Below are 19,430 nucleotides of genomic sequence, written 5' to 3' on the forward strand. Positions count from 1 at the left end.
GAGGGTCGGTGCTACGACGCGTCGCGGACGGTCACCTTCGCGGTGGCCTGGATGCGGCCCTCGCGGTCGAGGTACTCGATCAGGAAGGCCTCCTCGCCCTCCAGCTCGCTGTCCCCCTCGACGAAGACCAGCAGGTGGTAGGTGGCTTCCTTGTAGACCGGCAGGACGCCGTCGCGCAGCGGGCGGTAGTCGGCCGGGGCCAGCGCGGTGCCGTCGGCGGTGCGGAACGCCACCGTGAACCCTCCCCTGGGCACGGTGCCCTTGACGTCGAAGGGAACGGTGCACCAGTCCTTCTCCCAGCAGATCGCGTCGCGGTAGATGACCGCGCAGTCCTTGCCGCACGGCATCTGGGCCGCCGCCGCGGGCTGCGGCAGCAGCACGATCGTCGCCAACAGTGCCAGAGCTGAGGCGCTGAGCCAGCGCGCGAAGCGTGTCATGCCCGGCACGCTAGGCCGGGCGGGTTGTGGAAAGGTTGTGTGCCTGGCCACCGGCCCTGCGGCCGGCGGCCAGGCACCTCGCGCGGATCAGTAGAGCAGGCTCCAGCCGTTGACGTTGCCGCTCTCGCCCTTGACCGTGTCCTCCACGACCAGCGCCCATTCGCCCGGCTCGACGACGCCGCCCAGCTTGACCTGGAACACCTCGGTCACATCGGCCTCCCGGTCCTCCCGGTTGGGCGCCTTGAGCAGGTACTCCTTGCCCGCCGGCGAGACCAGCCAGATGCGCAGGTCACCGCGGCGCGGGTGGATGATGTTCACGCCCACCTCGATGGTCTCCAGGGTGCCCTTCTCCTGGATCTTGTGGAGCCACTTGTACGGGCCCGGGTCCGGGATCGGGTTGCGCGGCCACTCCTCCCAGACCAGGTCCCAGATCGGGATGGTCAGGCACTGCCACAGCAGCGACGGGCCGACGCCGACCGCGCTCCACGCCCGCGCGACGCTGCGGTACGTGGTGCCGCACTTGCCGTACAGCTCGGCCGCGGCCGCCAGGGTGTCGGCCCGGGCGTCGGCGAACGACTCGTCGGCGGTGAAGTAGTTCGCCAGCGCGTGGTACCAGATCTTCGCGGCCTTCGTCCGGCCGATGCCGACGATGTCGGCGCCGTTGCAGGTGGTGCTGCTGCCGTAGAAGGTGTTCCCGCTGCCCTGGGCCAGCAGGAAGAAGAAGTGGTTGCCCACGCCCGAGGAGTAGTGCACGTCGAGGTTGCCGACGCCGGGGTAGTAGCAGTCGGCCGAGGCACCGTCCAGCGACGGCTGGTTCATGTACCGCAGCGGCTCGCCGTTGCCGAACAGGTCCAGCTCCTCGCCGATCCTGTAGTCCGCCGGGTCGTTGCTGTTGGCGGCGTAGAACTCGGCCATGGTGCCGAAGATGTCGCTGGTGGTCTCGTTGAGACCGCCCGACTCGCCGCTGTAGATCAGGCCGCTCGGCGGGATCTCGGCCTGGGTCACGCCGTGCGTCATCTCGTGGCCCACGACGTCGAGCGCGACCAGCGGGTGGGCGTTGTCGACGCCGTCGCCGTACTGCATCACCTTCTGGCTCAGGCTCCAGCTGGCGTTGACCCACTCGTCGCCGCGGTGCACGCGTGACTCGACGCCGGTGCCGTCGCCGAAGATGCCGTTGCGGCCGTGCCGGTACTTGAAGTAGTCCCACGCGTTGGCCGCGCCGTAGTGCACGTCCACCGCCGCGGTCTGCGTGGTCAGCGGGTTGCCGTCGCCCCAGATGTTGTTGACGTCGGTGAACGTGGTGCAGGCGCCTGACATCGCGTTGTTCATGTTGCAGGTGCGGGAGTTGCCGCGCAGCGGGTCGATGGTCCGGTAGAGCAGCAGCGCCGACCCCGTGGTGCTGAGGCTGACCGTGCCGCTGTAGACGCTGTGGCCGGTGCCGGTCGCGGTGTGCTCGTCCGGCAGGGCTCGCAGCACCCGGCCCTCGGTCGCGTCGACGGTGGCGTCGGCCAGGCCCTCGGCCAGCGTCACCGGCAGCTGCCAGGCCAGCCGGCCGGTGCCGCCCGCCGCGTCGACGAGCAGCTTCGGGGTGCCGACCTCGATGGCCCGCAGCTGCTCCTTCGCCTTGGCGGCCGCCTCGTCCGCGCTGATCTTCGGCGCGGTGTCGACGGCGAGCGGCTTGTCCAGCCCCACGGAGAACCCGTCGAGGGCGCCCTGCGGGGTGAGGTGCACGACGAAGTCGCCGCCGGTCACCGGCAGGCCCTTGAACGACCGGGTGAACCGCACGTGCGCGAACCCGGTCTCGGCGATGCCGGCCTTCCACACCTCGTACCGGTCGCCCTCGGCGGTGCGTACCGCCTCCGGGTTCTGCTTGATGTAGTCCAGGGCGCGGGCGATCGCCGCGTCCTCGGGCGTGCCCGCCGCCTGCGCGGTGGTGGTGGACAGCGCCACCGCGCCGCTGCACAGCAGCACCGCGGCGAGCACCATGGAGATGCGTCTCATCTCGACCTTCCTTCCGTGACTGCGATGTGCCCACAGGGGTACGCGGGCGCGGCTGTCACGGGGTTGTGGAAGGGTTGTGCCGCAGGTGGTGCGGCACCTGCCGGTGCCGTCGTCAGGGGCACGGCGAAGGGGACCCGGATCCGGGCCCCCTTCGCTCCGCACGGATGTGGACGCGCTACCAGGTGACGGTGCTGCCCCGAGCGATCTTGGTGATGCCCGCCCGGGACGTCGTGCCCTCGGCGCGGTAGGTCCAGCCGAAGTTCAGGTTGCCCTGGCACTCGACCTCGTCCGACCCGTAGCCGCCGAGCGTCATCGAAGAGGTGGTGCAGGTGACCAGTGAGCCGTTCTGCCGCTTGGACAGCGAGTAGCTGAACGACACCGCGCTCGGCGAGGTGTTCTCAAGGTAGAGCACGTAGGTCGCCTTGTTGGGCGACGGCCAGTTCGTGATCATGCAGGCCTCGAAGTCGATGACTCCGTTCGAGACCCAGCCGGAGCAGAAGTAGCCGCTGGGACCGGCCGCTGCCGGAGCCGCGCCGAGCCCCATGGACGAGACCGCGACGGCCAGCACCGCCGCGGTCCGGACAAGCCAACGTTTGAGCACGTCATTCTCCCTCGTGAGCCGCAAGGATGCAGGCTAACAAGCATCCGAATGTCTCACTGCCCCGTATTCGATCATGACAGTCGGCCGGCATCCCGTCCCCGCGTCGTCGGCCGACGTCACGGCCTGCGCCGCCTGCGGGCCGTGTTCCGCCGGCGCGGGCGGGCTGGCATGATCCTCGCCATGACTGACGACGCCGCCGACTCGTACGGCCACATCCGCCTCGCCGTAGTCGAGCCCGACGGCGAGCTCGTCACCGAGGTACTGCCCGCGCGGTCGCTGCCCGGCGGCCTGGTCGAGCTGCTCGGCAGCCCCGGCGTGGTGACCGGCGCGGCCGCGGGCGACGTCGTGGTGCTGCAGTCCAGCGGTTTCCAGGTGGTGCGCCGCGGGCCGAACGACAGCGTGCAGGTGTACGCCGACCCGCCGCTCGACGACCATGCGATGGCCTGGCTGGCCAAGGCCTTCGAGTCGCTCGGCGGCTACGTCGAGGCCCCGCCGCAGCGGCAGTTCGCGGTGGTCACCGTGCCGAGCACGGCCGGGCGCGAGACCGTCGAGGCGGTCATGGCCGAGGCCGGCGAGCACATCCCCGGCATGGAGTGGCAGTTCGGCACGGACTGACCGGGAGTCCGGCGCGCACCTCACCCCTGCCCGACGGCGGGCGCGGCGCGCTGCCCGGACACCCCCGGCGCGGGGTCGGTCAGCCGCCCACCTCGGCGAGCTGCTTGAGCGCCGCCGCGGTCGAGTCGGGGTGCGCGTCGAGCAGCGGCGGGCGCACCGCGGCGGTGGGGATGCGGCCCTGCGCGTGCAGCGCCGCCTTGACCACGGTCGGGTTCGGCTCGGCGAACAGCGCCTTCGACAGCGGCGCGAGCCGGTGGCCCAGCGCCCGCGCCCGGATCGCGTCACCGGCCCGCCAGGCCTCGATGAGCTGCGCGAACTGTGCCGTGGCGAGGTGGGCCGAGGCCAGGATGCCGCCGTGCGCGCCCAGCGCCAGCAGCGGCGAGATGAACGTGTCGTCGCCGCCGAGCACGGCGAAGTGCGGCGGCGGGTCGGCCAGCAGCGCGACCGTGTCCTCGTTGAGGCCGCCGACGGCGTACTTCACCCCGGCCACGCCGGGGATCGCGGCCAGCCGCCGCAGCGCGTCCACGGACAGGTACTGCCCCGTGCGGTACGGGATGTCGTAGGCGACCAGCGGCACGGGGCTCGCCGCGGCCAGCCGGGCGAAGTGGGCCACCACCCCGGCCTCGCCGGGCCGCACGAACGGCGGCACCACCGTCAGCGCCGCCACCACCTCGGGGATCTCGACGAGCGAGGCCAGGGCGTCGGCGGTGGCCGCGCCGACGATCAGCGGGGCGGAGCGCTCGCGGCACACCCGCGCCACGGTGTCGACGACGGCGCGCTTCTCCGGCTCGGTCAGCGAGCCCGGCTCGCCGGTGGTGCCGAGCGCGACCAGCCCGGTCGCGCCCTCGTCGAGGCTCTCCCGGGCGAGGCGCTCCAGCGCGTCGAGCGCCGGCGCACCGCCCCTGCCGAACGGGGTGACCAGTGGGATCCAGAGACCATGCAACGTCGTCATGCCCTCATGCTCCCGGCGCGGATCCGGAAGGACCAGCTCCGATTCCTGAAGTGATCCGTAAGTCGAGCTTCCGTATGCTGGGCCGATGCTCGACGTACGCCGCCTGCGGCTGCTGCGCGACCTGGCCCGGCTCGGCACCATCGCCGCCGTGGCGCAGGCCCACACCTACTCCCCCTCGGCCGTGTCGCAGCAGCTCGCGGCGCTGCAACGGGAGGCGGGCGTGCCGCTGCTGGAACGCACCGGGCGCGGCGTGACGCTCACCCCGGCCGGCACGGCGCTGGTGCGGCACGCCGAGACCGTGCTGGCCGCGCTGGAGGCGGCGGCGGCGACGCTCGCCGCGGCCCGCAGCGGCCTGCACGGCACCGTCCGGATCGGCGCGTTCCCGACCGCCGTACGCACGCTGCTGCCCGCGGCGCTGGTCGCGCTCGGGCGGGAGCACCCGGCGCTGGACCTGATGGTCACCGAGCTGGACCCGGTCGACATGCCCGACGCGCTGCGCGACCGCAGGCTGGACGTGGCGCTGCTGCACGACTACGACCTGGCGCCGGCCACGCCCGACCCGACGGTGGAGTCCGAGCCGCTGCTGGACGAGACGGTCTTCCTCGCGCTGCCCGGCGACCATCCCGTCGCCGGGGACCCGATCGGCGGGGTCGAGCACAGCGACTGGATCGTCAGCGCACCCGGCACGCTGTGCCACACCGTCGCGCTGCGCACCTGCCAGGCGGCGGGCTACCAGCCGCGGGTGCGCCATCACGCCGACGACTTCACCGCGGTGCTGGCCCTGGTCGCGGCCGGGCAGGGGGTGGCCCTGGTGCCGCAGCTCGGCGCCGTCCAGCCGCCGCCCGGCGTGCGCCTGGTGCCGCTGCCCTCGCGCCGGCGCACCCGGCTGGCGTACCGCCGCGGCTCGGCCGGCCACCCCGCTGTCGCCGCCTGCACCGCCGCCGTCCGCACCGCCACCACCACCTACCTCGCCTCCCTCCACTGACCTCCGCCGCCCCGCCCCCGCAAGATCGCCCGACTTGCCTGGCACCTGTGCGTATCTTGGGACCTCATTCGCCCATCTGCCAGGCAAGTCGGACGATCTCGGGGGCCGGGACGGGCGGGGCGTAGCGTGGGGGCGTGCGACTGGTGATCATGGCGGACACGCACGTGCCGAAGCGGGCCAAGGACCTGCCCGCCGCGCTGTGGGCGGCGGTCGACGAGGCCGACGTGGTCGTCCACGCCGGAGACTGGGTCGACGTGGCCCTGCTCGACGCGCTGGAGGCCCGCTCGCGCCGCCTCGTCGCGGTGTACGGCAACAACGACGGCCCGGCACTGCGCGCCCGGCTGCCCGAGGTCGCCCGCGCCGAGCTGGCCGGGCTGCGCCTGGCGGTGGTCCACGAGACCGGGCCGGCGGGCGGGCGCGAGCGGCGTTGCGCGGCGTCGTTCCCGGACACCGACGTGCTGGTGTTCGGCCACTCGCACATCCCGTGGGACAGCACCGCGCCGAACGGCCTGCGGCTGCTGAACCCGGGCTCGCCGACCGACCGGCGGCGACAGCCGCAGCACACCTTTATGACGGCGTGGGTCCTGAACGGCCGCCTCGACGGGGTCGAGCTGCGAGCGCTGCCGCCCATACATGTAAAGAATTCTTGACACAGCGTCGCACGAGGGCCTACCGTGAGGCTGTCAAGAATTCTTTACATGGTGGTGCGCGTCGACCCGCCGCCGCCCCGCGCGAGAGGATGCCGTCATGACCCCCGAGGCCGACTCCGAGCGCGTGCCCATGACCTTCGAAGAGCGCAACACCTGGTGCGCGCTGATCCTCGTCCCGGTCAGCACCCTGGCCTACTTCGCCGTGGTGATCCCGCGGCTGCTGCGCCAGCCGGCCGCCGAGGTGGCCTGGGTCGGGCCGATGCTGTGGTCGATCGGCGCCGTCATCGTCGGCACCATCGTCGGCTCCATCGCGGCGGCGATCGCCACCCGCGATGTCAAGGCCGAGACGGACGTACGCGACCGCGAGATCAGCCGGCACGGCGACCGGCTCGCGCAGGCGATCATGGGGTTCGGCGCCGCCGCGGTGCTGGTGCTCGCGATGCTGCGGGCCGACCAGTTCTGGATCGGCAACGCCCTGTTCCTCATCGGCGCGGTCGGCACCACCTGGGGCGCGGTCGCCAAGATCCGCGCCTATCGCGGGGCGTTCCATGGTTAAGCCCACCCGCGTCACCAACTCCATCCGCGCCCTGCGCGCCGCGCACGGCGACCTGACCCAGGCCGCGCTCGCCGAGCGGATCGGCGTCACCCGGCAGACCGTCATCGCCATCGAGCAGGGCAGATACTCGCCGTCACTGGAGATGGCGTTCCAGATCGCCCGGGTCTTCGGGGTGCCCCTCGACGACGTGTTCCAGTACCCGGACGACGCGGAGTAACAGTCCCCCACCTCACGGTCCACGTGCCCGCGGCACGCGGCCTCCCCTCACCGTGCCCGGAGACGGGCCAAGGAGACGCCATGTCCGACCCCCGGAAACTCGCCCGCCTCGCCGGGCTGCTCTACCTGGCCGTGGCCGGGTTCGGCGGGTTCGCCGAGCTGTACGCGCGCGGCACCGTCCACGTGCCCGGCGACGCCGCCGCCACCGCCGCCAACATCGCCGCGCACGAGACGCTGTTCCGCCTCGGCCTGGCCGCCGACATCGTGATGGCGACCTCGTTCCTGCTGCTCGGGCTCACCCTCTACCGGCTGCTGCACTCCGCGCACCGCCGCGCCGCGACCGCGCTGCTGGTGCTGGTCGCGGCGGGTGCCACGGCCATCCTGGCCAACCTGGCGTTCCACGCGGGGGCGCTGCTCGTCGCGACCGGACCCGCGTACGCGAACAGCGGTGACACGCTCGTCCTGCTGCTGCTCGACCTGCACCGCGACGGGTACGTGCTCGGCGGGATCCTGTTCGGGCTGTGGCTGCTGCCGATGGGGTACGTCGCCTGGCGCTCGCCGCTGTTCCCGACCGCGCTCGGCGTGCTGCTGGTGGTGGCCGTGGTGACGTGGCTCGCCGATCCGGTGCTGGCGTTCGCGCTGCCGGACCTGCCGGGCCTGGTCCGCGACCTGGTGTCAGTGCCGACCACGGTGGGCGAGCTGAGCCTGCTGCTGTACCTGCTGATCGTCGGCGTGCGCCGGGTCGGCGTTCAGCCGTTGGACCAGGTGCGGGTGGACAGCACGAGCCGATAGCCGTCCGGGTCCGCGACGGTGACGCCCCAGCGGTCCCAGTACGGCCCCTGCGACACGCGCCGCCCGCCGGCCGCGACGAGCCGGTCCACCCAGGCCTCGTCCACCGGCCCGGCGAGGTAGAGCACGAACAGGTCCTCGTCGGTCGGGGTCGGCGGCGCGTTGAGATTCGCCCCGCCGACCAGTTCCAGATGCCACGCGGCGCCGGGCAGCCCGACCATCAGCAGGTCGTGCTCGCCCGGCGCCTGCGCCCTCGCCCGGTAGAGCACCGACAGCCCGAGGCCGCCGACATAGAAAGCCTCGGCGGCGGACAGGTCACGGGAGGGCCGGGCCAGGCGCAGGTGGGCCCGCGGGTCGATCGTCATGCCGCCCATGCTGCAACCTCGACCTCGGTTGAGGTCAAGGTCAGTGCGGGATCGGGCGGCGCGCCCGGGTGCGGTCCAGGCCGTCGCGGTACTCCTCGATGGCCAGCGCGACCTCCATCGGGGTCCGCGTGCGCTCCAGGCTGTCCAGGTAGTGCACGTGGCGGGCCAGGCCGTCCAGGTCGGCGGCGAAGTACATCGCCATCAGCGGGTTGACGAACAGCTCGGTGCCGCCGGTGCGCGCGGTGGTGTGCACGTCGCCGAAGTCGCCGCGCAGCGCCGAGGCCACCTGCGTGTTCACGATGCTGGCGTGCAGCGGTGTCTCCCGCGCCGCGTGCGCGACCGCGTCCAGGTACGCCGTCGCCTCGGCGCTGCCCGGCGGGATGGAGAAGGCGCCGAGGTACGCCCCGGCGCGCTGCAGCGCGGCGAGGTTCTCCAGCACGTGCGCGTGGCACACGCCGTGGTGGGAGTCGATGCCGAAGCCGAGGCTGAGCACCAGCTTGACCGGCACGTCCAGCCCGGCGACGGCGGCGAGGCTGGTCATGTCCTCCTCGGGCGTGCCGAGCCCGGCCTCGTCGCCGCGCATCAGGATGTCGGTGCCGCCGTCGGCGAGCACGACCGCGTCGATCCCGAGGGAGGCGACCAGCGCCCGGTACGCGGCGCGCAGCGGGCGCACACCGGTCCGCGCGAAGGCGTACACGACGGGATCGTGGCCCTGCCCGGCCAGCCACCGGGCCAGCGTGCGCTCGGGGAAGTAGCGGTCGTTGCCGGCACTGTCCGGCCGCACCGCGGCCAGTCCGGTGCGCACCCACGCCGCCGGGTGCAGCTGCCCGAGCTCGCTGACGGCGAAGCTCGCCAGGGTGACCCGGGTGCCCGCGTTGCGCAGCGCGAGAGCCAGCGGCAGCCCCGCGTACACGTCGAAGCCGCCGCCCGCGCCCGCGATCAGCACGTGCCGCGCGTCGCGGAGCCGCCGCGAGACCGGGGGTTCGAACAGCGCATGCATGGCTCGGAACGGTAGCCGCTCGCGCGGCCCCCGGCAGCTGCTTATCGCCCGGGACGACCCCGCGGTCACCTAACATGAAATGTGATCTAAAGGGACGAAGGCGGATCTGATGGACGCACTCCGGACGGCCGGCGCGAAGGCGTGGGCGATCGTCGGCATCGTGCTCGCCGTCGTCGCCGCCGTCGTGCTCATACTTCTGCTCAAACCCTTGGTGATCGCGCTGCTGGGGGCGCTGGTCGTGTCCCTGGCGCTGTCGCCCGGCGTCGACGCGCTGGCCCGGCGCGGGCTCAAGCGCGGGCTGGGCGCCGGGCTGGGCGTGCTGCTGCTGATCGGCCTGGGCCTGCTCGTGGTGTTCCTGGTCGTGACCGGCCTGGCCAGCCAGTGGACCGAGCTGATCGCGTCGCTGAACAAGGCGGTGGCCGACCTGCACCAGTGGCTGACCTCGGCCGGGCTGGTCGGCTCGATCGCGGAGTCCGCCCGCGACTCGCTGAAGAGCCGCAGCTCGACGCTGCTGTCCGGGATCGCCCCGGCGCTGGGCAACCTGGCGGGCACCACCGCGAGCCTGTTCATCGGCGGGTTCGTCTTCCTGTTCACCACGTTCTTCATGCTCAAGGACGGCCCGCAGATGGCGCGCGCGGCGCAGCCGTGGATCCCGCTCGGGCGGCCCTGGATGGACCAGGTGGGGCGGATCATCCGCGGCTACGTGGTGGGCCTGACGCTGCTGGGGGCGTTCAACGCCGCCGTGGTGGGGCTCGGCGCGCTCCTGCTGGGCGTGCCGCTCATCGGCACACTGCTGGTCATCACGCTGCTCGGCAACTACGTGCCCTACCTGGGCGCCTGGGTCGCCGGGGCGTACGCGGTGCTCATCGCGCTGGCGTCGGGCGGCCCGAAGACCGCGGTGATCATGATCATCGTGGTGTTCCTGGCCAACGGCACGCTGCAGACCCTGCTGCAGCCCTTCGCCTACGGCGCCGCCCTGCGCATGCGGCCGCTGACGATCCTGCTCTCCACCGTCGTGGGCGGACTGCTCGCCGGCATCATCGGCGTCATGATCGCCGCCCCCGTCGCGGCGATAGTCCAGCACACGGTGCAGCTGCTCCGCACTCCCCGACCCGCCGTGGCCGGCGTACCCGCCGACCAGGATCCCGACGATCTTGCGCGAGCTGTTGACGATAAGCCCGAATAGCGCGTGTCGTACCCACAGTCCACGCAAGATCGCCGGGTGAGGGGGGTCAGTAGGTCAGGCCGAAGCCGTAGGGGAACAGGGGGGTCTTCTCGTCGCCCTTGTTCACGGGTTCCTGGTCGGGGGTGGTGGGCCAGGACATGGGGAGTTTGCCGGTGGGTGGGTGGGCGCCGAAGAGGACGTCGGCCACGCCGGCGCCCTCGGTGCCGGGGAGCCAGGCGGCGAGCAGGGCCTTCCACCGGGGGAGGCGGGCGGTGACGTCCATGGGGCGGCCGGAGACGAGGACCACGACGACGGGTACGCCGGAGGCGCGGAGGCGGTCGAGGGTCTCCAGGTCGGACTGGTCCAGGGTCACGCCGTCGGGGCGGTCGCCCTCGTACTCGGCGTACGGGGCCTCGCCGACCACCGCGATGGCGACGCCGTAGCCGCGGTCCAGGCCGGTGCCGTCGGCGCTGTAGGTGACCGTGGTGGCCGGGTCGACCGTGTCCTTGATGCCCTGCAGGATCGTGGTGCCGTCGGTGATGGCGCCCGGCTCGCCCTGCCAGGTGAGCGTCCAGCCGCCGGACTGGCGGCCGATGTCGTCGGCGTGGCGGCCGGCCACGAACACCTTCGGCGTCTTCGGCGACAGCGGCAGGATGCCGTCGTTCTTCAGCAGCACCTGCGACTGGCGTACGGCCTGGCGGGCCAGGTCCCGGTGGGCCTGCGCGCCGACCTTGTCGAACTGGGTGCGGTCGGCCATCGGGTGCTCGAACATGCCCAGCTCGAACTTCTTGGTCAGGATGCGCCGGTTGGCGTCGTCGATGCGGCTGACCGGCACGGTGCCCGCGTTGACCTCGTCGCGCAGCACGGCGATGAACTCGCGCCAGCGCTCCGGCACCATCACCATGTCGATGCCCGCGTTGATCGCGGTGCTGACCTCGGCCGGAGTGAACTGGTCGCGGACGCCGTCGATCTGGTCGATGGCGTTCCAGTCGGACACGACGAAGCCGGTGAAGCCCAGCTCGCCCTTGAGCACGTCGGTGATCAGGTACCGGTGGCCGTGCAGCTTGACGCCGTTGAACGAGCTGAAGGAGATCATCACCGAGCCGACCCCGGCCTTGACCGCGGCCTGGAACGGCGGCAGGTGAATCTTGCGCAGCTCCTCCTCGGCGATCTGGGCGTCGCCCTGGTCCTTGCCGCCCTTGGTGGCGCCGTCGCCGACGTAGTGCTTCGCGGTGGCGAGCACCGAGTTGGGGCCGCCCAGCCGCTCGCCCTGCAGGCCGGTCACGATGGTGGTCATCGAGGACGCGATCTCGGGGTCCTCGCCGAACGACTCGTACGTGCGGCCCCACCGGATGTCCCGGGCCACGCACAGGCACGGCGCGAAGTCCCAGTCCAGACCGGTCGCGGTGACCTCGATCGCGACGGTCTCACCGATGCGGCGCACCAGCCCCGGATCGCGGGTGGCGCCCAGGCCGATGTTGTGCGGGAAGATCGTGGCGCCCTTGACGTTGTTGTGGCCGTGCACCGCGTCCACCCCGTAGATCATCGGGATGCGCAGGCGGGTGGCCAGGGCCTCGGTCTGGAACGCGTCGTACATGTCGGCCCAGCCCTGCGGCGTGTTGTCGGCCGGCACCGAGCCGCCGCCGGACAGCAGCGAGCCCAGGGCGTACGAGGTGACCTCCCCCGCGCCGACCTCCTTGCGCTCGGCCTGCGTCATCTGGCCGAGCTTCTCGTCCAGGGTCATCCGGCCCAGCAGGTCGTCGACCCGCTCGGCGACCGGGCGGGACGCGTCCAGATAGGGCGCGTCGGGGTCGAAGCCGCCGCTGTCGTCGTCGCGGAGGAAGAAGTAGACGCCACCGGCGGCGAGCAGCACCAGGGCGAGCCCGGCGGCGATCAGCCAGCGGGTTGGACGGCGGGGCGGTGGCGGCGGGGCGATCGGCGGGGCGGACAGGGTGGTGGTCATCGAGCCTCTCCTGCTGTGGTCTCGTCGCATGGCGAACCGGCCGCGAGTGCCCCTCATCGCGGTCGATGGCACCCGCCAGCCAACACGGCCCGTGCTCCGGTGTCAACGAGATCCTGAAACATAATGCGCCTCAGGTGAAACACATGATGTAACAGAATCGTGGGGCGCGGCGCTGCGCCGACCGCGAGTGGCATCGTCACCCTGTCCTACGCGCCACGCACCCCCGCCGGTGGCCCCCAGACGGAATCCCACCGATGCCGAAGCCACCGCGGGGGCCGGGGATGATCGCGGGTTTCGGTCCGAATCTGGGTTCTGGCCACACCTTTCGACCAGAACTGGCGATCATCCCCGCTCGCCGGAGTCGGGGCAGGTCTGACCGACCTCGCCGGAACACGCAGGGTCGACGGCCGGCCCACCCGCCAAGATCGCGACGATCTTGCGTGAACTGTTAGGGATATGCCGGATTCGGGCGTGTCGTCCCCACCGTACGCGCAAGATCGACGGGGAGGGGCGGGCGGGGGTCAGCGCCACCAGGGGCGGCGGCGTTGGGTGGCGAGGGCTTGGGCGGGGGCGGTGAGGTCGGCGAGGTGAAGTTCGAGGTGGCGGAGGTGTTCGCCGACCCAGCGGCGGCGCAGGCGCTGGGGCGGGGTGCCGCCGGGGATGGCGGCGGAGACCTCGCTCGGGTCGGGCGACGGGGGCACGAGCGGGGGCGGGACGGGGCCCGTGGGGCGGCCGACCTGGGCGGCCAGGCCCGCGTAGAAGGCGGCGAGCGCGTCGGCGTGGCGGACCAGCGCGTCGCAGTTGGGGTCGGGTGAGGCGTCGCGCGGGGTGAGGTCGTCGAGCGCGTCGGCGGTCAGCCGCAGCCGGACCCCCGCGATCACCAGCCGCCACAGGTCCTGCCGGTTCATGCGCTTGGAACCGGGCTCGGCCAGGTAGCCGCGCAGGGCGTCCTCCAGCCGGAACCCGGCCGAGGCCGCCCGTGCCGCCCGCGCGGGCGGCACGGGGCGCAGGCCCAGCGACCAGGACACCGCCTCGGACAGGCGTACGCCGCCGTCGCGGTACAGCTCCGCGACGTCGTCGCGCACCAGGTCGCCCGCGCCGCGCGGCCACACCAGCAGCCCCGCGACCAGGCTGACCAGGCAGCCGATCACCACGTCCTGCAGCCGGATCAGGCCCAGCGTCCAGCCGGTCGGCGCGAGGATGTCGTAGAGCACCAGGATCACCACGGTGAACCCGGCCTGCCCCACCACGTCGGGCAGGATGCCGGGGGCGTACGCGACCACGAAGATCGCCACCACCAGCGCGGCCCAGTGCGCCTCCGGCGACCTGCCCAGCGCGGGCAGCAGCGCCGCGCCGACGGCCACCCCGGCCGCGGTGCCGAGGATCGCCTTCACCGCCATGGTGCCCGTCGACGCGGCGCTGGTGCGCAGCACGCTCAGCGCGCCCAGCAGCACCCAGAACCCGCTGCGCACGTCGCTGAGCTGCACGATCAGCACGGCGACGGAGAGGGCGAGCGCGCCGCGCAGCGCGTTGACGAACCACACCGAGCGCAGGTTGGCGTTGCGCAGCACGATGCCGGCCACTCCGGACAGCGTCACCAGCCGGGCCAGCGGCGGCCGGTCCGGCCGGGCCAGGCCGTACCAGCGGCGCACGCTGCTGCCGGCGGTGAGTGGATCGGCGCCCCGGGTGGCGATGAGCACGTCGGTGGCGAAGGCGTGCACGCAGTTGGCGGTGGTCTGGCCGTAGAAGGCGACCACGAGCTCCATGTCGCCGACCTCGGCGCGGTCGGCCCGGGTCAGCTGCGCCACGCTGTCGGCGCGGGACAGCTCCAGCGCGGCCAGGTCCGGGTCGACCTGCTCGCCGCGCAGCACCGCCGCGGCCTGGCGCAGCACCCGCGCCGACGCCTCCAGCGGGGCGCGCTGGCCCGGCGGCGCGTCGCGCAGGTCGCCGCAGCGTTCGATGCCGTCGGCGACCAGGCCCTTGCACCACTCCAGCTGGTTGACCGCGCCCGCCATCGCCTGGTCGGCGATGACCAGCCCGCTCGGCCGGTACGGCGCCGACACGAACAGCGTCATCATCCGGTGCGTGGCGTCGACGACCGCGGCGCGCAGCTCGGGCAGGGCGGCCCGGAGCGCGCCCGCCTCCAGCAGGTCGGCGAGCCCGGTCGCCAGCGTGGCGGTCGCCAGGCGCAGCTCGCGACCTGCCGAGCGGGGCGCGGTCAGCACCACGGCCAGGCCGCCGATGAGCGTGGCCAGCGTCCAACCTGCCACCCGGTCCCCGATGACGTGCGCCGGGGCGGCCGCCGAGGCGGCGAGCATGTACGGCAGCATCGCCGCCGCCGCGCCCGAGGCGTCGTTGGGCCCGATCACGGCGGCGAAGTACGACGTGAACGCGACCAGCGCGGTCGCCACCGTCGCAGCCGCCACGTTCGAGCTGACCAGCGTGCCGATCACGATCAGCACCGCGCCCGCGGCGGTCAGCATCAGGTGCGCCACCGCCCGGTCGCGCCGGGTGCCGCCGAACGCGGCCAGCACCAGGCTCGCGAAGCCGCCGAACGCCGCGAACGTGGCGATCTGCGGCTGGCGCAGGACCAGCAGGCAGAACGCGAACACGGCCGGGACCAGGACCGCCGCCCGCACCGCCCGGATCAGTGCCGCCCCCGACCACAGCCTGCGCCACCGCGACCCGCCCGACGCGGCCGCCGGCCCGGTGCCGGACGCGGCGGGCGGCCCGGTGGGGTGGCCCGCCCCCGGCCCCGGCCGGTAGCCCCCCGGCTGGTCGTTCCGCTCGATCACGCCATCAGCGTCCCCCGGATCGGCCCCGGGCGCGGCCGGTTCCGCCCGAGCCGGACCGGCGCTGATGACGAAGCTCCGGCCGCTGCTCCACCGCCTGGCGGCGGCGCCGGTGCGGCTGGCACCGGGCGAGCCGCGCCGTCACCTCCGCACCCGGGTCCGGCGGGGTGCCGGGTCAGCCGCGCACGAGCGGGGTGACCTCCTGGGCGGCGAAGGCCACGAAGCCCTCCGGGTCGGGATCGTCCGGGGTGGGCTGCAGCACGACGGTGTCGGCGCCCGCGGCCGCCCAGGCGCGCACCGCCTCCGCCACGGCCTGCGCGCCGCCGGCCACGCCGTGGCCGTCCATGGTGTCGTATCCCCAGCGCACGCGCTCGGCCTCCAGGCGGGCCGCCGCGTCGGGGCCGGTCGCGGCGTGCAGGTACACCACGATCCGGTGGTGGTCGGTGCGCCCGGCCCGGGCCCGGCCCTCGTCGATCAGCCCGCGCGCCCGGCGGACCTGCGCCACGGTGCTGCCGCCGGTGAGGACGGTGCCGTCGGCGAGCTCCCCGGCCAGCCGCAGCGTCCGGTCCCCGGTCGCCCCGGACAGCAGCTCGGGCATCGCCGGCGGCGGCCAGTCCAGGGCCACTCCGTCCAGGCGCACGTAGCGGCCCTCGGTGGTGACCCGCTGCCCCGACAGCAGGGCCCGCAGCGCGGTCAGGTGCTCGCGCAGCAGCGTGAGCGGCGACTCGGCCCGCGCGCCGACCTGGCCCATCCAGTCCTGCACGCCGTGCCCGACGGCGACGCGCGCCCGCCCGGGGAACAGCCGGTGCACGGTCGCCAGCTCCATCGCGGTGATCGCGACGTTGCGCAGCGGCACCGGCAGCAGGCCCACGCCCACGGTCAGCCGCTCGGTCCAGGCCAGCGCCGCCACGGCCGTGGTGATGCCGCTCTCCAGGAAGCAGTCCTCCCACAGCCACAACTCGTCCAGTCCGGCCTGGTCGGCGGCCTGCGCCACCGCCCGCAGCCGCTCCGGCGGCAGCTGCGGCACGAACACCGCACCCACCCTGGTCGTCGTCTGAGCATCCGATCCGGTCACGTGATCATGCTGCCGTACGCCACGGCCCGCCGCCAACCACCTCCGTGGACTGCCGGGCCGCCGCCTCCTCGGCGGTGCGGGCCTCGTCGATCAGCGCCACGCCGCCGCCCCCGAGGCGCAGCTCGCGATGCAGGTCGACGGGGCGCTCGCCCCGGGCCACCGGGTGTTCGGCCTCGGGGGACGAGCAGCGGATCAGCAGCTCACCGTCGGCCACGGCGTCGCCCGCGGTCAGCGCCGTCAACCGCCCCGCCTCGACGACCGCCGCCAGCGCGGTCACCGTGAGCCGCACGGTCAGCGACGCGGTCAATGTGCTCACGGTCCGGCCGCCGACGACCACGTCCACGTCGGCCTCGTACTCCCAGGGCATGGTGAAGCTGCGGATGCTCACCTCGCGCCGCAGCCCCGGCTGGGCGTGGGTCTCGCGGGCGGCGGCCAGCAGCGCCGAACGGGTGCGCCACGCGCCCACCAGCACGTCACTGATCTCGATGTCCAGCAGCTGTGACACCTTCGCCATGACGGCGCGGGCCAGCGCGGCGGCGGGCGCCTGCGGCTGATCGGTCACCAGGCCCGCCCCGGCGAGCCGCTCGGCAGCCTGCTCGACCTCGCGGGCGGCGGCACCGGCCTCCCCGGGCAGCAGCTCCCCGAACAGGATGTCGCGGACGGTGGTCACACGTCCTCCCGGTACGCGTCGGTGCGGTAGCGGGTGCGCACGGTCCGCACCACGATCTCGACTCCGGCCGGCGGTGCCGTCCGGCGGCGGGCACGCCGCACCGCGAGCAGCGCCAGCAGTACCAGCAGCACGAGCAGGCCGCCGCCGACCGCCAGCGCCTTGTTCCGGGTGGCGCCGCGGTCCGGGAGCAGGTCGTCCACCGGCCCGTCCGGGGCGGCCACGGGGAACAGGCAGACCGGGGTGAGGCGCATCCGCACGGGTGTGGCGCCGCCCAGGGCTGCCGCGCTGACGCGTACCGTCCAGGTCGCGTTCGCGGACGGCCCGTTCTCGACCACGAGAAACGGCCGGGGCGGCGCGGTGTCCGCGGCCTGGAAGCCGCCGCCGGAGGCCAGCGAGCCAGGCGGGCAGTACGAGGTGGCGGTGCCCTCGAGCGGCACCACGCACACGTTCGCGGCGATGCCCGGCACGCACTCGCCCGCGAGAGTGTCCAGGTTGAACGGGACGTCCTCCAGCACGACCGGCTGCACCGGCCCGCTGAGGCACACCACGTAGACCGTCATCCAGCCCGTCGCCCGCAGCGGGGCCTGCACGCGGGACAGCTCCGCGTCGACGGCCCAGCCGCGCTCGCCCACCGGGTGGCTGCCGCTCACCGCGGCCGCGCCCAGCCGGGCCTGCCACGGCGCCGCGTAGCCGCCGCCGGACCGCACCATGCCGGACGGGCACTCGGCCCGCGGCGCGGCGACCGCACCGGCGGCGGGCGGGCTCGCGAACGCGGCCGCCGTGACCTCGCCGCCGGCCAGGCAGGTGGCGCTGACGCGCAGGGTGCCGCCGCGCTGCGCGACGCCGAGCACGCTGACGGTCCAGGCCCGGGGCTGCGAGCCGCCGGCGGCCGGCGCGCCCTGCGCGTCCGAGGGGTGGCTGGCGATGACCCGAGCCTCGCGGTCCGCGCCGCCGTGCCCGCCGCTGAGCAGCTGCTCGCCGGGCGCGCAGGGCACGGTGAACGTCCACGGGCCGGGGCCCGGTCCTAACTGGACGGTGCGGCTGCGTACGGTCGGCGTGCCGAGATCGGCCCGCGCCGCGACGACGGGTGCGGCGGCGTGGGCGACCCCCGCCGAGCCCGGCGGGCCGGCGGCAGTCGGCGCCGAGACCGCAGGGACGGCGGCGGCGTGGGCGGGCGGCGCGGCAACGGCCATCACCGCCGCCGCGAGCAGCGGCAGCGTGGCGCACAGGGGTGCGAGCGGTCGCATCGTGACCAGGGTCGCATGCGGACAGTGCCCGTGCTGTCCCCCGGACGACAGCCCGCCGGGCGACGCGAGGCCGACCAGGGCACCTTCCTCGACGTATGGCGCGAAGCAGGTGCCCATCCTTTCACGACGGCCAGCGGCGGAGGGTGGGGAGGGCGGCCAGGGCGGCGGCGAGGCGGAGCAGGGCGGCGACGATCCAGGGGGCGAGCAGGCCCCACCAGGTGGCGGTGAGGCCGCCGAGGTACGCGCCGAGCGGCTGGGCACCCCAGGTGACCATCAGGCCGACGCTGCTCACCCGGCCGAGCAGGGCGGCCGGGACGGTGCGCTGGCGCAGCGAGCCGGCCGCGACGTTCCACAGGGACGCGCCGAACGAGGTGACGAACGCCAGCACGGCCATGGTCGGGACGTCGCGGGCCAGCCCGGCCACCGCCAGCATCGCCAGCGGCGTGGCGAACAGGGTGCCGGTGACCGCGCGGCGGCCGCCCAGCCGCGCCACGAGGCGCGGGGCGAGCAGGCCGCCGGTGATGCCGCCCAGTGCCATCAGGCTGAGCACGACGCCGTAGCCGACCTCGCCGACGCCGAGCACCTGCTGCGCGAAGAGCACGAACGTGGCCATGGCCAGGAAGTTCGCGAGGTTGGCCACCCCGGACAGCAGCGACAGCGTACGCAGCAGCCGGTGCGCGGCCAGCCAGCGCACGCCCTCGGCGATCCCGGCCCGCAGCGGCGCCCGCGCGGCGGGCGGGGTCGCGGCGCGGATCCGCCAGACCAGCACGGCGGAGGCGGCGAAGGTGAGCGCGTCGACCCAGAACGGCAGGGCGGTGGCGACGGTGAACAGCAGCGCGCCCAGCGGCGGGCCGAGGAACTGCCTGGTGGTGAACATGGCCGCGTTGTGCCGGCCGTTGGCCGCCTCCAGGTGCGCGGCGGGCACCACGGCGGGCACGAGTTTCTGGAAGCTGATGTGGGCGACCGTCTCGGCCAGCCCGACGGCGAACGCGACGGCGTAGAGCAGCGCCATGCCGTCCGCGCGCGCGGTCACGGCGACGGCCAGCGCGGCGACCAGCGCGGCCTGCGCGGTCTGGGCGAGCGCCATGGTGCGGCGGGCGTCGTGGCGGTCGGCGAGCGCACCGACCGGCAGGGCGGCCAGCAGCCAGGGCAGGGTGCCGCAGACGGTGACGCCCGCGATGAGGCGGGGGTCGGCGGTCATCGTCGTGGCGAGCAGGGGCAGCGCGGCCAGGAACGCGCCGTCGCCGAGCATCGACACGGTCCCGGCGCCGAGCAGCAGCCGCCAGTCCCGGCCCGGCCCGGCCGGGACGCCGGTGCTGGTGGCGGTGAGGGTGGAGGTCATGCGCGCATG

The 19,430-nt window shown here is 74.0% G+C and carries 19 protein-coding genes; 7 read left to right on the plus strand and 12 right to left on the minus strand.

Translation table 11 applies throughout. From position 1 onward, the window contains the following. Nucleotides 1-11: 11 nt before the first annotated feature. The 3 genes from AB0J67_RS08670 to AB0J67_RS08680 form a co-directional block, all read right to left on the minus strand. Nucleotides 12-437 (minus strand): hypothetical protein, encoded by a 426-nt coding sequence (locus AB0J67_RS08670; protein WP_363478194.1) that lies wholly within the window; start codon nucleotides 435-437, stop codon nucleotides 12-14. An 87-nt stretch (nucleotides 438-524) separates the two neighbouring features. Beyond that, complete coding sequence (locus AB0J67_RS08675; protein ID WP_363478197.1) at nucleotides 525-2,438, minus strand: M4 family metallopeptidase; 1,914 nt, start codon at nucleotides 2,436-2,438, stop codon at nucleotides 525-527. Between the two features lie 175 nt (nucleotides 2,439-2,613). Further along, on the minus strand, nucleotides 2,614-3,039 hold the full coding sequence (locus tag AB0J67_RS08680) for a hypothetical protein (protein ID WP_363478200.1): 426 nt from the start codon (nucleotides 3,037-3,039) through the stop codon (nucleotides 2,614-2,616). A gap of 180 nt (nucleotides 3,040-3,219) precedes the next feature. Here AB0J67_RS08680 and AB0J67_RS08685 point away from each other — a divergent pair, with 180 nt between their 5' ends. Next, nucleotides 3,220-3,654, plus strand: coding sequence for a DUF4265 domain-containing protein (locus AB0J67_RS08685; RefSeq protein WP_363478203.1), 435 nt, complete (start codon nucleotides 3,220-3,222; stop codon nucleotides 3,652-3,654). A gap of 79 nt (nucleotides 3,655-3,733) precedes the next feature. Here AB0J67_RS08685 and AB0J67_RS08690 read toward each other — a convergent pair whose 3' ends face one another. Further along, nucleotides 3,734-4,606 carry a dihydrodipicolinate synthase family protein gene (locus AB0J67_RS08690; protein ID WP_363478206.1) on the minus strand — a complete coding sequence of 291 codons (873 nt, stop codon included), beginning with the start codon at nucleotides 4,604-4,606 and terminating at the stop codon, nucleotides 3,734-3,736. Nucleotides 4,607-4,691: 85 nt separating this feature from the next. Here AB0J67_RS08690 and AB0J67_RS08695 point away from each other — a divergent pair, with 85 nt between their 5' ends. The 5 genes from AB0J67_RS08695 (at nucleotide 4,692) to AB0J67_RS08715 (ending at nucleotide 7,805) form a co-directional block, all read left to right on the plus strand. Further along, a complete protein-coding gene (locus AB0J67_RS08695; protein WP_363478209.1) occupies nucleotides 4,692-5,591 on the plus strand; it encodes a LysR family transcriptional regulator in 900 nt (299 codons plus the stop codon). A 134-nt stretch (nucleotides 5,592-5,725) separates the two neighbouring features. Continuing rightward, nucleotides 5,726-6,241, plus strand: a complete 516-nt coding sequence (locus tag AB0J67_RS08700; protein ID WP_363478212.1) for a metallophosphoesterase — start codon at nucleotides 5,726-5,728, stop codon at nucleotides 6,239-6,241. A 97-nt stretch (nucleotides 6,242-6,338) separates the two neighbouring features. Next, nucleotides 6,339-6,797, plus strand: coding sequence for a hypothetical protein (locus tag AB0J67_RS08705; protein ID WP_363478215.1), 459 nt, complete (start codon nucleotides 6,339-6,341; stop codon nucleotides 6,795-6,797). After that, a complete protein-coding gene (locus AB0J67_RS08710) occupies nucleotides 6,790-7,014 on the plus strand; it encodes a helix-turn-helix transcriptional regulator (RefSeq protein ID WP_363478218.1) in 225 nt (74 codons plus the stop codon). The genes AB0J67_RS08705 and AB0J67_RS08710 overlap by 8 nt, the downstream gene beginning before the upstream one ends. A gap of 80 nt (nucleotides 7,015-7,094) precedes the next feature. Next, nucleotides 7,095-7,805, plus strand: coding sequence for a DUF4386 domain-containing protein (locus AB0J67_RS08715; protein WP_363478221.1), 711 nt, complete (start codon nucleotides 7,095-7,097; stop codon nucleotides 7,803-7,805). Here AB0J67_RS08715 and AB0J67_RS08720 read toward each other — a convergent pair. Together AB0J67_RS08720 and AB0J67_RS08725 are read right to left on the minus strand one after the other, a co-directional pair. Continuing rightward, nucleotides 7,763-8,167, minus strand: a complete 405-nt coding sequence (locus AB0J67_RS08720; protein WP_363478224.1) for a VOC family protein — start codon at nucleotides 8,165-8,167, stop codon at nucleotides 7,763-7,765. The genes AB0J67_RS08715 and AB0J67_RS08720 overlap by 43 nt on opposite strands. A 40-nt stretch (nucleotides 8,168-8,207) precedes the next feature. Next, nucleotides 8,208-9,167, minus strand: a complete 960-nt coding sequence (locus AB0J67_RS08725) for a DUF1152 domain-containing protein (protein ID WP_363478227.1) — start codon at nucleotides 9,165-9,167, stop codon at nucleotides 8,208-8,210. 109 nt (nucleotides 9,168-9,276) lie between these two features. On the opposite strand from AB0J67_RS08725, the gene AB0J67_RS08730 reads away from it, so the two are divergent. Continuing rightward, a complete protein-coding gene (locus AB0J67_RS08730; RefSeq protein WP_363478230.1) occupies nucleotides 9,277-10,353 on the plus strand; it encodes an AI-2E family transporter in 1,077 nt (358 codons plus the stop codon). A gap of 46 nt (nucleotides 10,354-10,399) precedes the next feature. Here the strand turns inward: AB0J67_RS08730 and AB0J67_RS08735 are convergent, their stop codons facing one another. From AB0J67_RS08735 to AB0J67_RS08760, 6 genes are all read right to left on the minus strand, one after another. After that, a complete protein-coding gene (locus AB0J67_RS08735) occupies nucleotides 10,400-12,295 on the minus strand; it encodes a glycoside hydrolase family 3 N-terminal domain-containing protein (RefSeq protein WP_363478232.1) in 1,896 nt (631 codons plus the stop codon). 521 nt (nucleotides 12,296-12,816) lie between these two features. Beyond that, entirely contained in the window at nucleotides 12,817-15,090 is a 2,274-nt protein-coding gene (locus AB0J67_RS08740) for an FUSC family protein (RefSeq protein ID WP_363478235.1), read from the minus strand. 172 nt (nucleotides 15,091-15,262) lie between these two features. Further along, a complete protein-coding gene (locus AB0J67_RS08745) occupies nucleotides 15,263-16,162 on the minus strand; it encodes an LLM class flavin-dependent oxidoreductase (RefSeq protein ID WP_363478238.1) in 900 nt (299 codons plus the stop codon). A gap of 4 nt (nucleotides 16,163-16,166) precedes the next feature. Then, nucleotides 16,167-16,832 carry a hypothetical protein gene (locus AB0J67_RS08750; RefSeq protein ID WP_363478241.1) on the minus strand — a complete coding sequence of 222 codons (666 nt, stop codon included), beginning with the start codon at nucleotides 16,830-16,832 and terminating at the stop codon, nucleotides 16,167-16,169. Next, nucleotides 16,829-18,079 carry a hypothetical protein gene (locus AB0J67_RS08755; RefSeq protein ID WP_363478244.1) on the minus strand — a complete coding sequence of 417 codons (1,251 nt, stop codon included), beginning with the start codon at nucleotides 18,077-18,079 and terminating at the stop codon, nucleotides 16,829-16,831. The genes AB0J67_RS08750 and AB0J67_RS08755 overlap by 4 nt, the downstream gene beginning before the upstream one ends. A gap of 121 nt (nucleotides 18,080-18,200) precedes the next feature. Next, nucleotides 18,201-19,421 (minus strand): MFS transporter, encoded by a 1,221-nt coding sequence (locus tag AB0J67_RS08760; RefSeq protein WP_363478247.1) that lies wholly within the window; start codon nucleotides 19,419-19,421, stop codon nucleotides 18,201-18,203. Nucleotides 19,422-19,430: the final 9 nt, after the last annotated feature.

It is taken from the genome of Catellatospora sp. NPDC049609 (assembly GCF_040675365.1).
Lineage (GTDB): Bacteria > Actinomycetota > Actinomycetes > Mycobacteriales > Micromonosporaceae > Catellatospora.

Excerpts from the sequence above, each read along its gene's own strand:
- AB0J67_RS08670 (WP_363478194.1), bottom strand. The coding sequence starts at position 437 with ATGACACGCTTCGCGCGCTGGCTCAGCGCCTCAGCTCTGGCACTGTTG.
- AB0J67_RS08675 (WP_363478197.1), bottom strand. The coding sequence starts at position 2,438 with ATGAGACGCATCTCCATGGTGCTCGCCGCGGTGCTGCTGTGCAGCGGC.
- AB0J67_RS08685 (WP_363478203.1), top strand. The coding sequence starts at position 3,220 with ATGACTGACGACGCCGCCGACTCGTACGGCCACATCCGCCTCGCCGTA.
- AB0J67_RS08690 (WP_363478206.1), bottom strand. The coding sequence starts at position 4,606 with ATGACGACGTTGCATGGTCTCTGGATCCCACTGGTCACCCCGTTCGGC.
- AB0J67_RS08695 (WP_363478209.1), top strand. The coding sequence starts at position 4,692 with ATGCTCGACGTACGCCGCCTGCGGCTGCTGCGCGACCTGGCCCGGCTC.
- AB0J67_RS08705 (WP_363478215.1), top strand. The coding sequence starts at position 6,339 with ATGACCCCCGAGGCCGACTCCGAGCGCGTGCCCATGACCTTCGAAGAG.
- AB0J67_RS08710 (WP_363478218.1), top strand. The coding sequence starts at position 6,790 with ATGGTTAAGCCCACCCGCGTCACCAACTCCATCCGCGCCCTGCGCGCC.
- AB0J67_RS08715 (WP_363478221.1), top strand. The coding sequence starts at position 7,095 with ATGTCCGACCCCCGGAAACTCGCCCGCCTCGCCGGGCTGCTCTACCTG.
- AB0J67_RS08720 (WP_363478224.1), bottom strand. The coding sequence starts at position 8,167 with ATGACGATCGACCCGCGGGCCCACCTGCGCCTGGCCCGGCCCTCCCGT.
- AB0J67_RS08725 (WP_363478227.1), bottom strand. The coding sequence starts at position 9,167 with ATGCATGCGCTGTTCGAACCCCCGGTCTCGCGGCGGCTCCGCGACGCG.
- AB0J67_RS08730 (WP_363478230.1), top strand. The coding sequence starts at position 9,277 with ATGGACGCACTCCGGACGGCCGGCGCGAAGGCGTGGGCGATCGTCGGC.
- AB0J67_RS08735 (WP_363478232.1), bottom strand. The coding sequence starts at position 12,295 with ATGACCACCACCCTGTCCGCCCCGCCGATCGCCCCGCCGCCACCGCCC.
- AB0J67_RS08755 (WP_363478244.1), bottom strand. The coding sequence starts at position 18,079 with ATGCGACCGCTCGCACCCCTGTGCGCCACGCTGCCGCTGCTCGCGGCG.
- AB0J67_RS08760 (WP_363478247.1), bottom strand. The coding sequence starts at position 19,421 with ATGACCTCCACCCTCACCGCCACCAGCACCGGCGTCCCGGCCGGGCCG.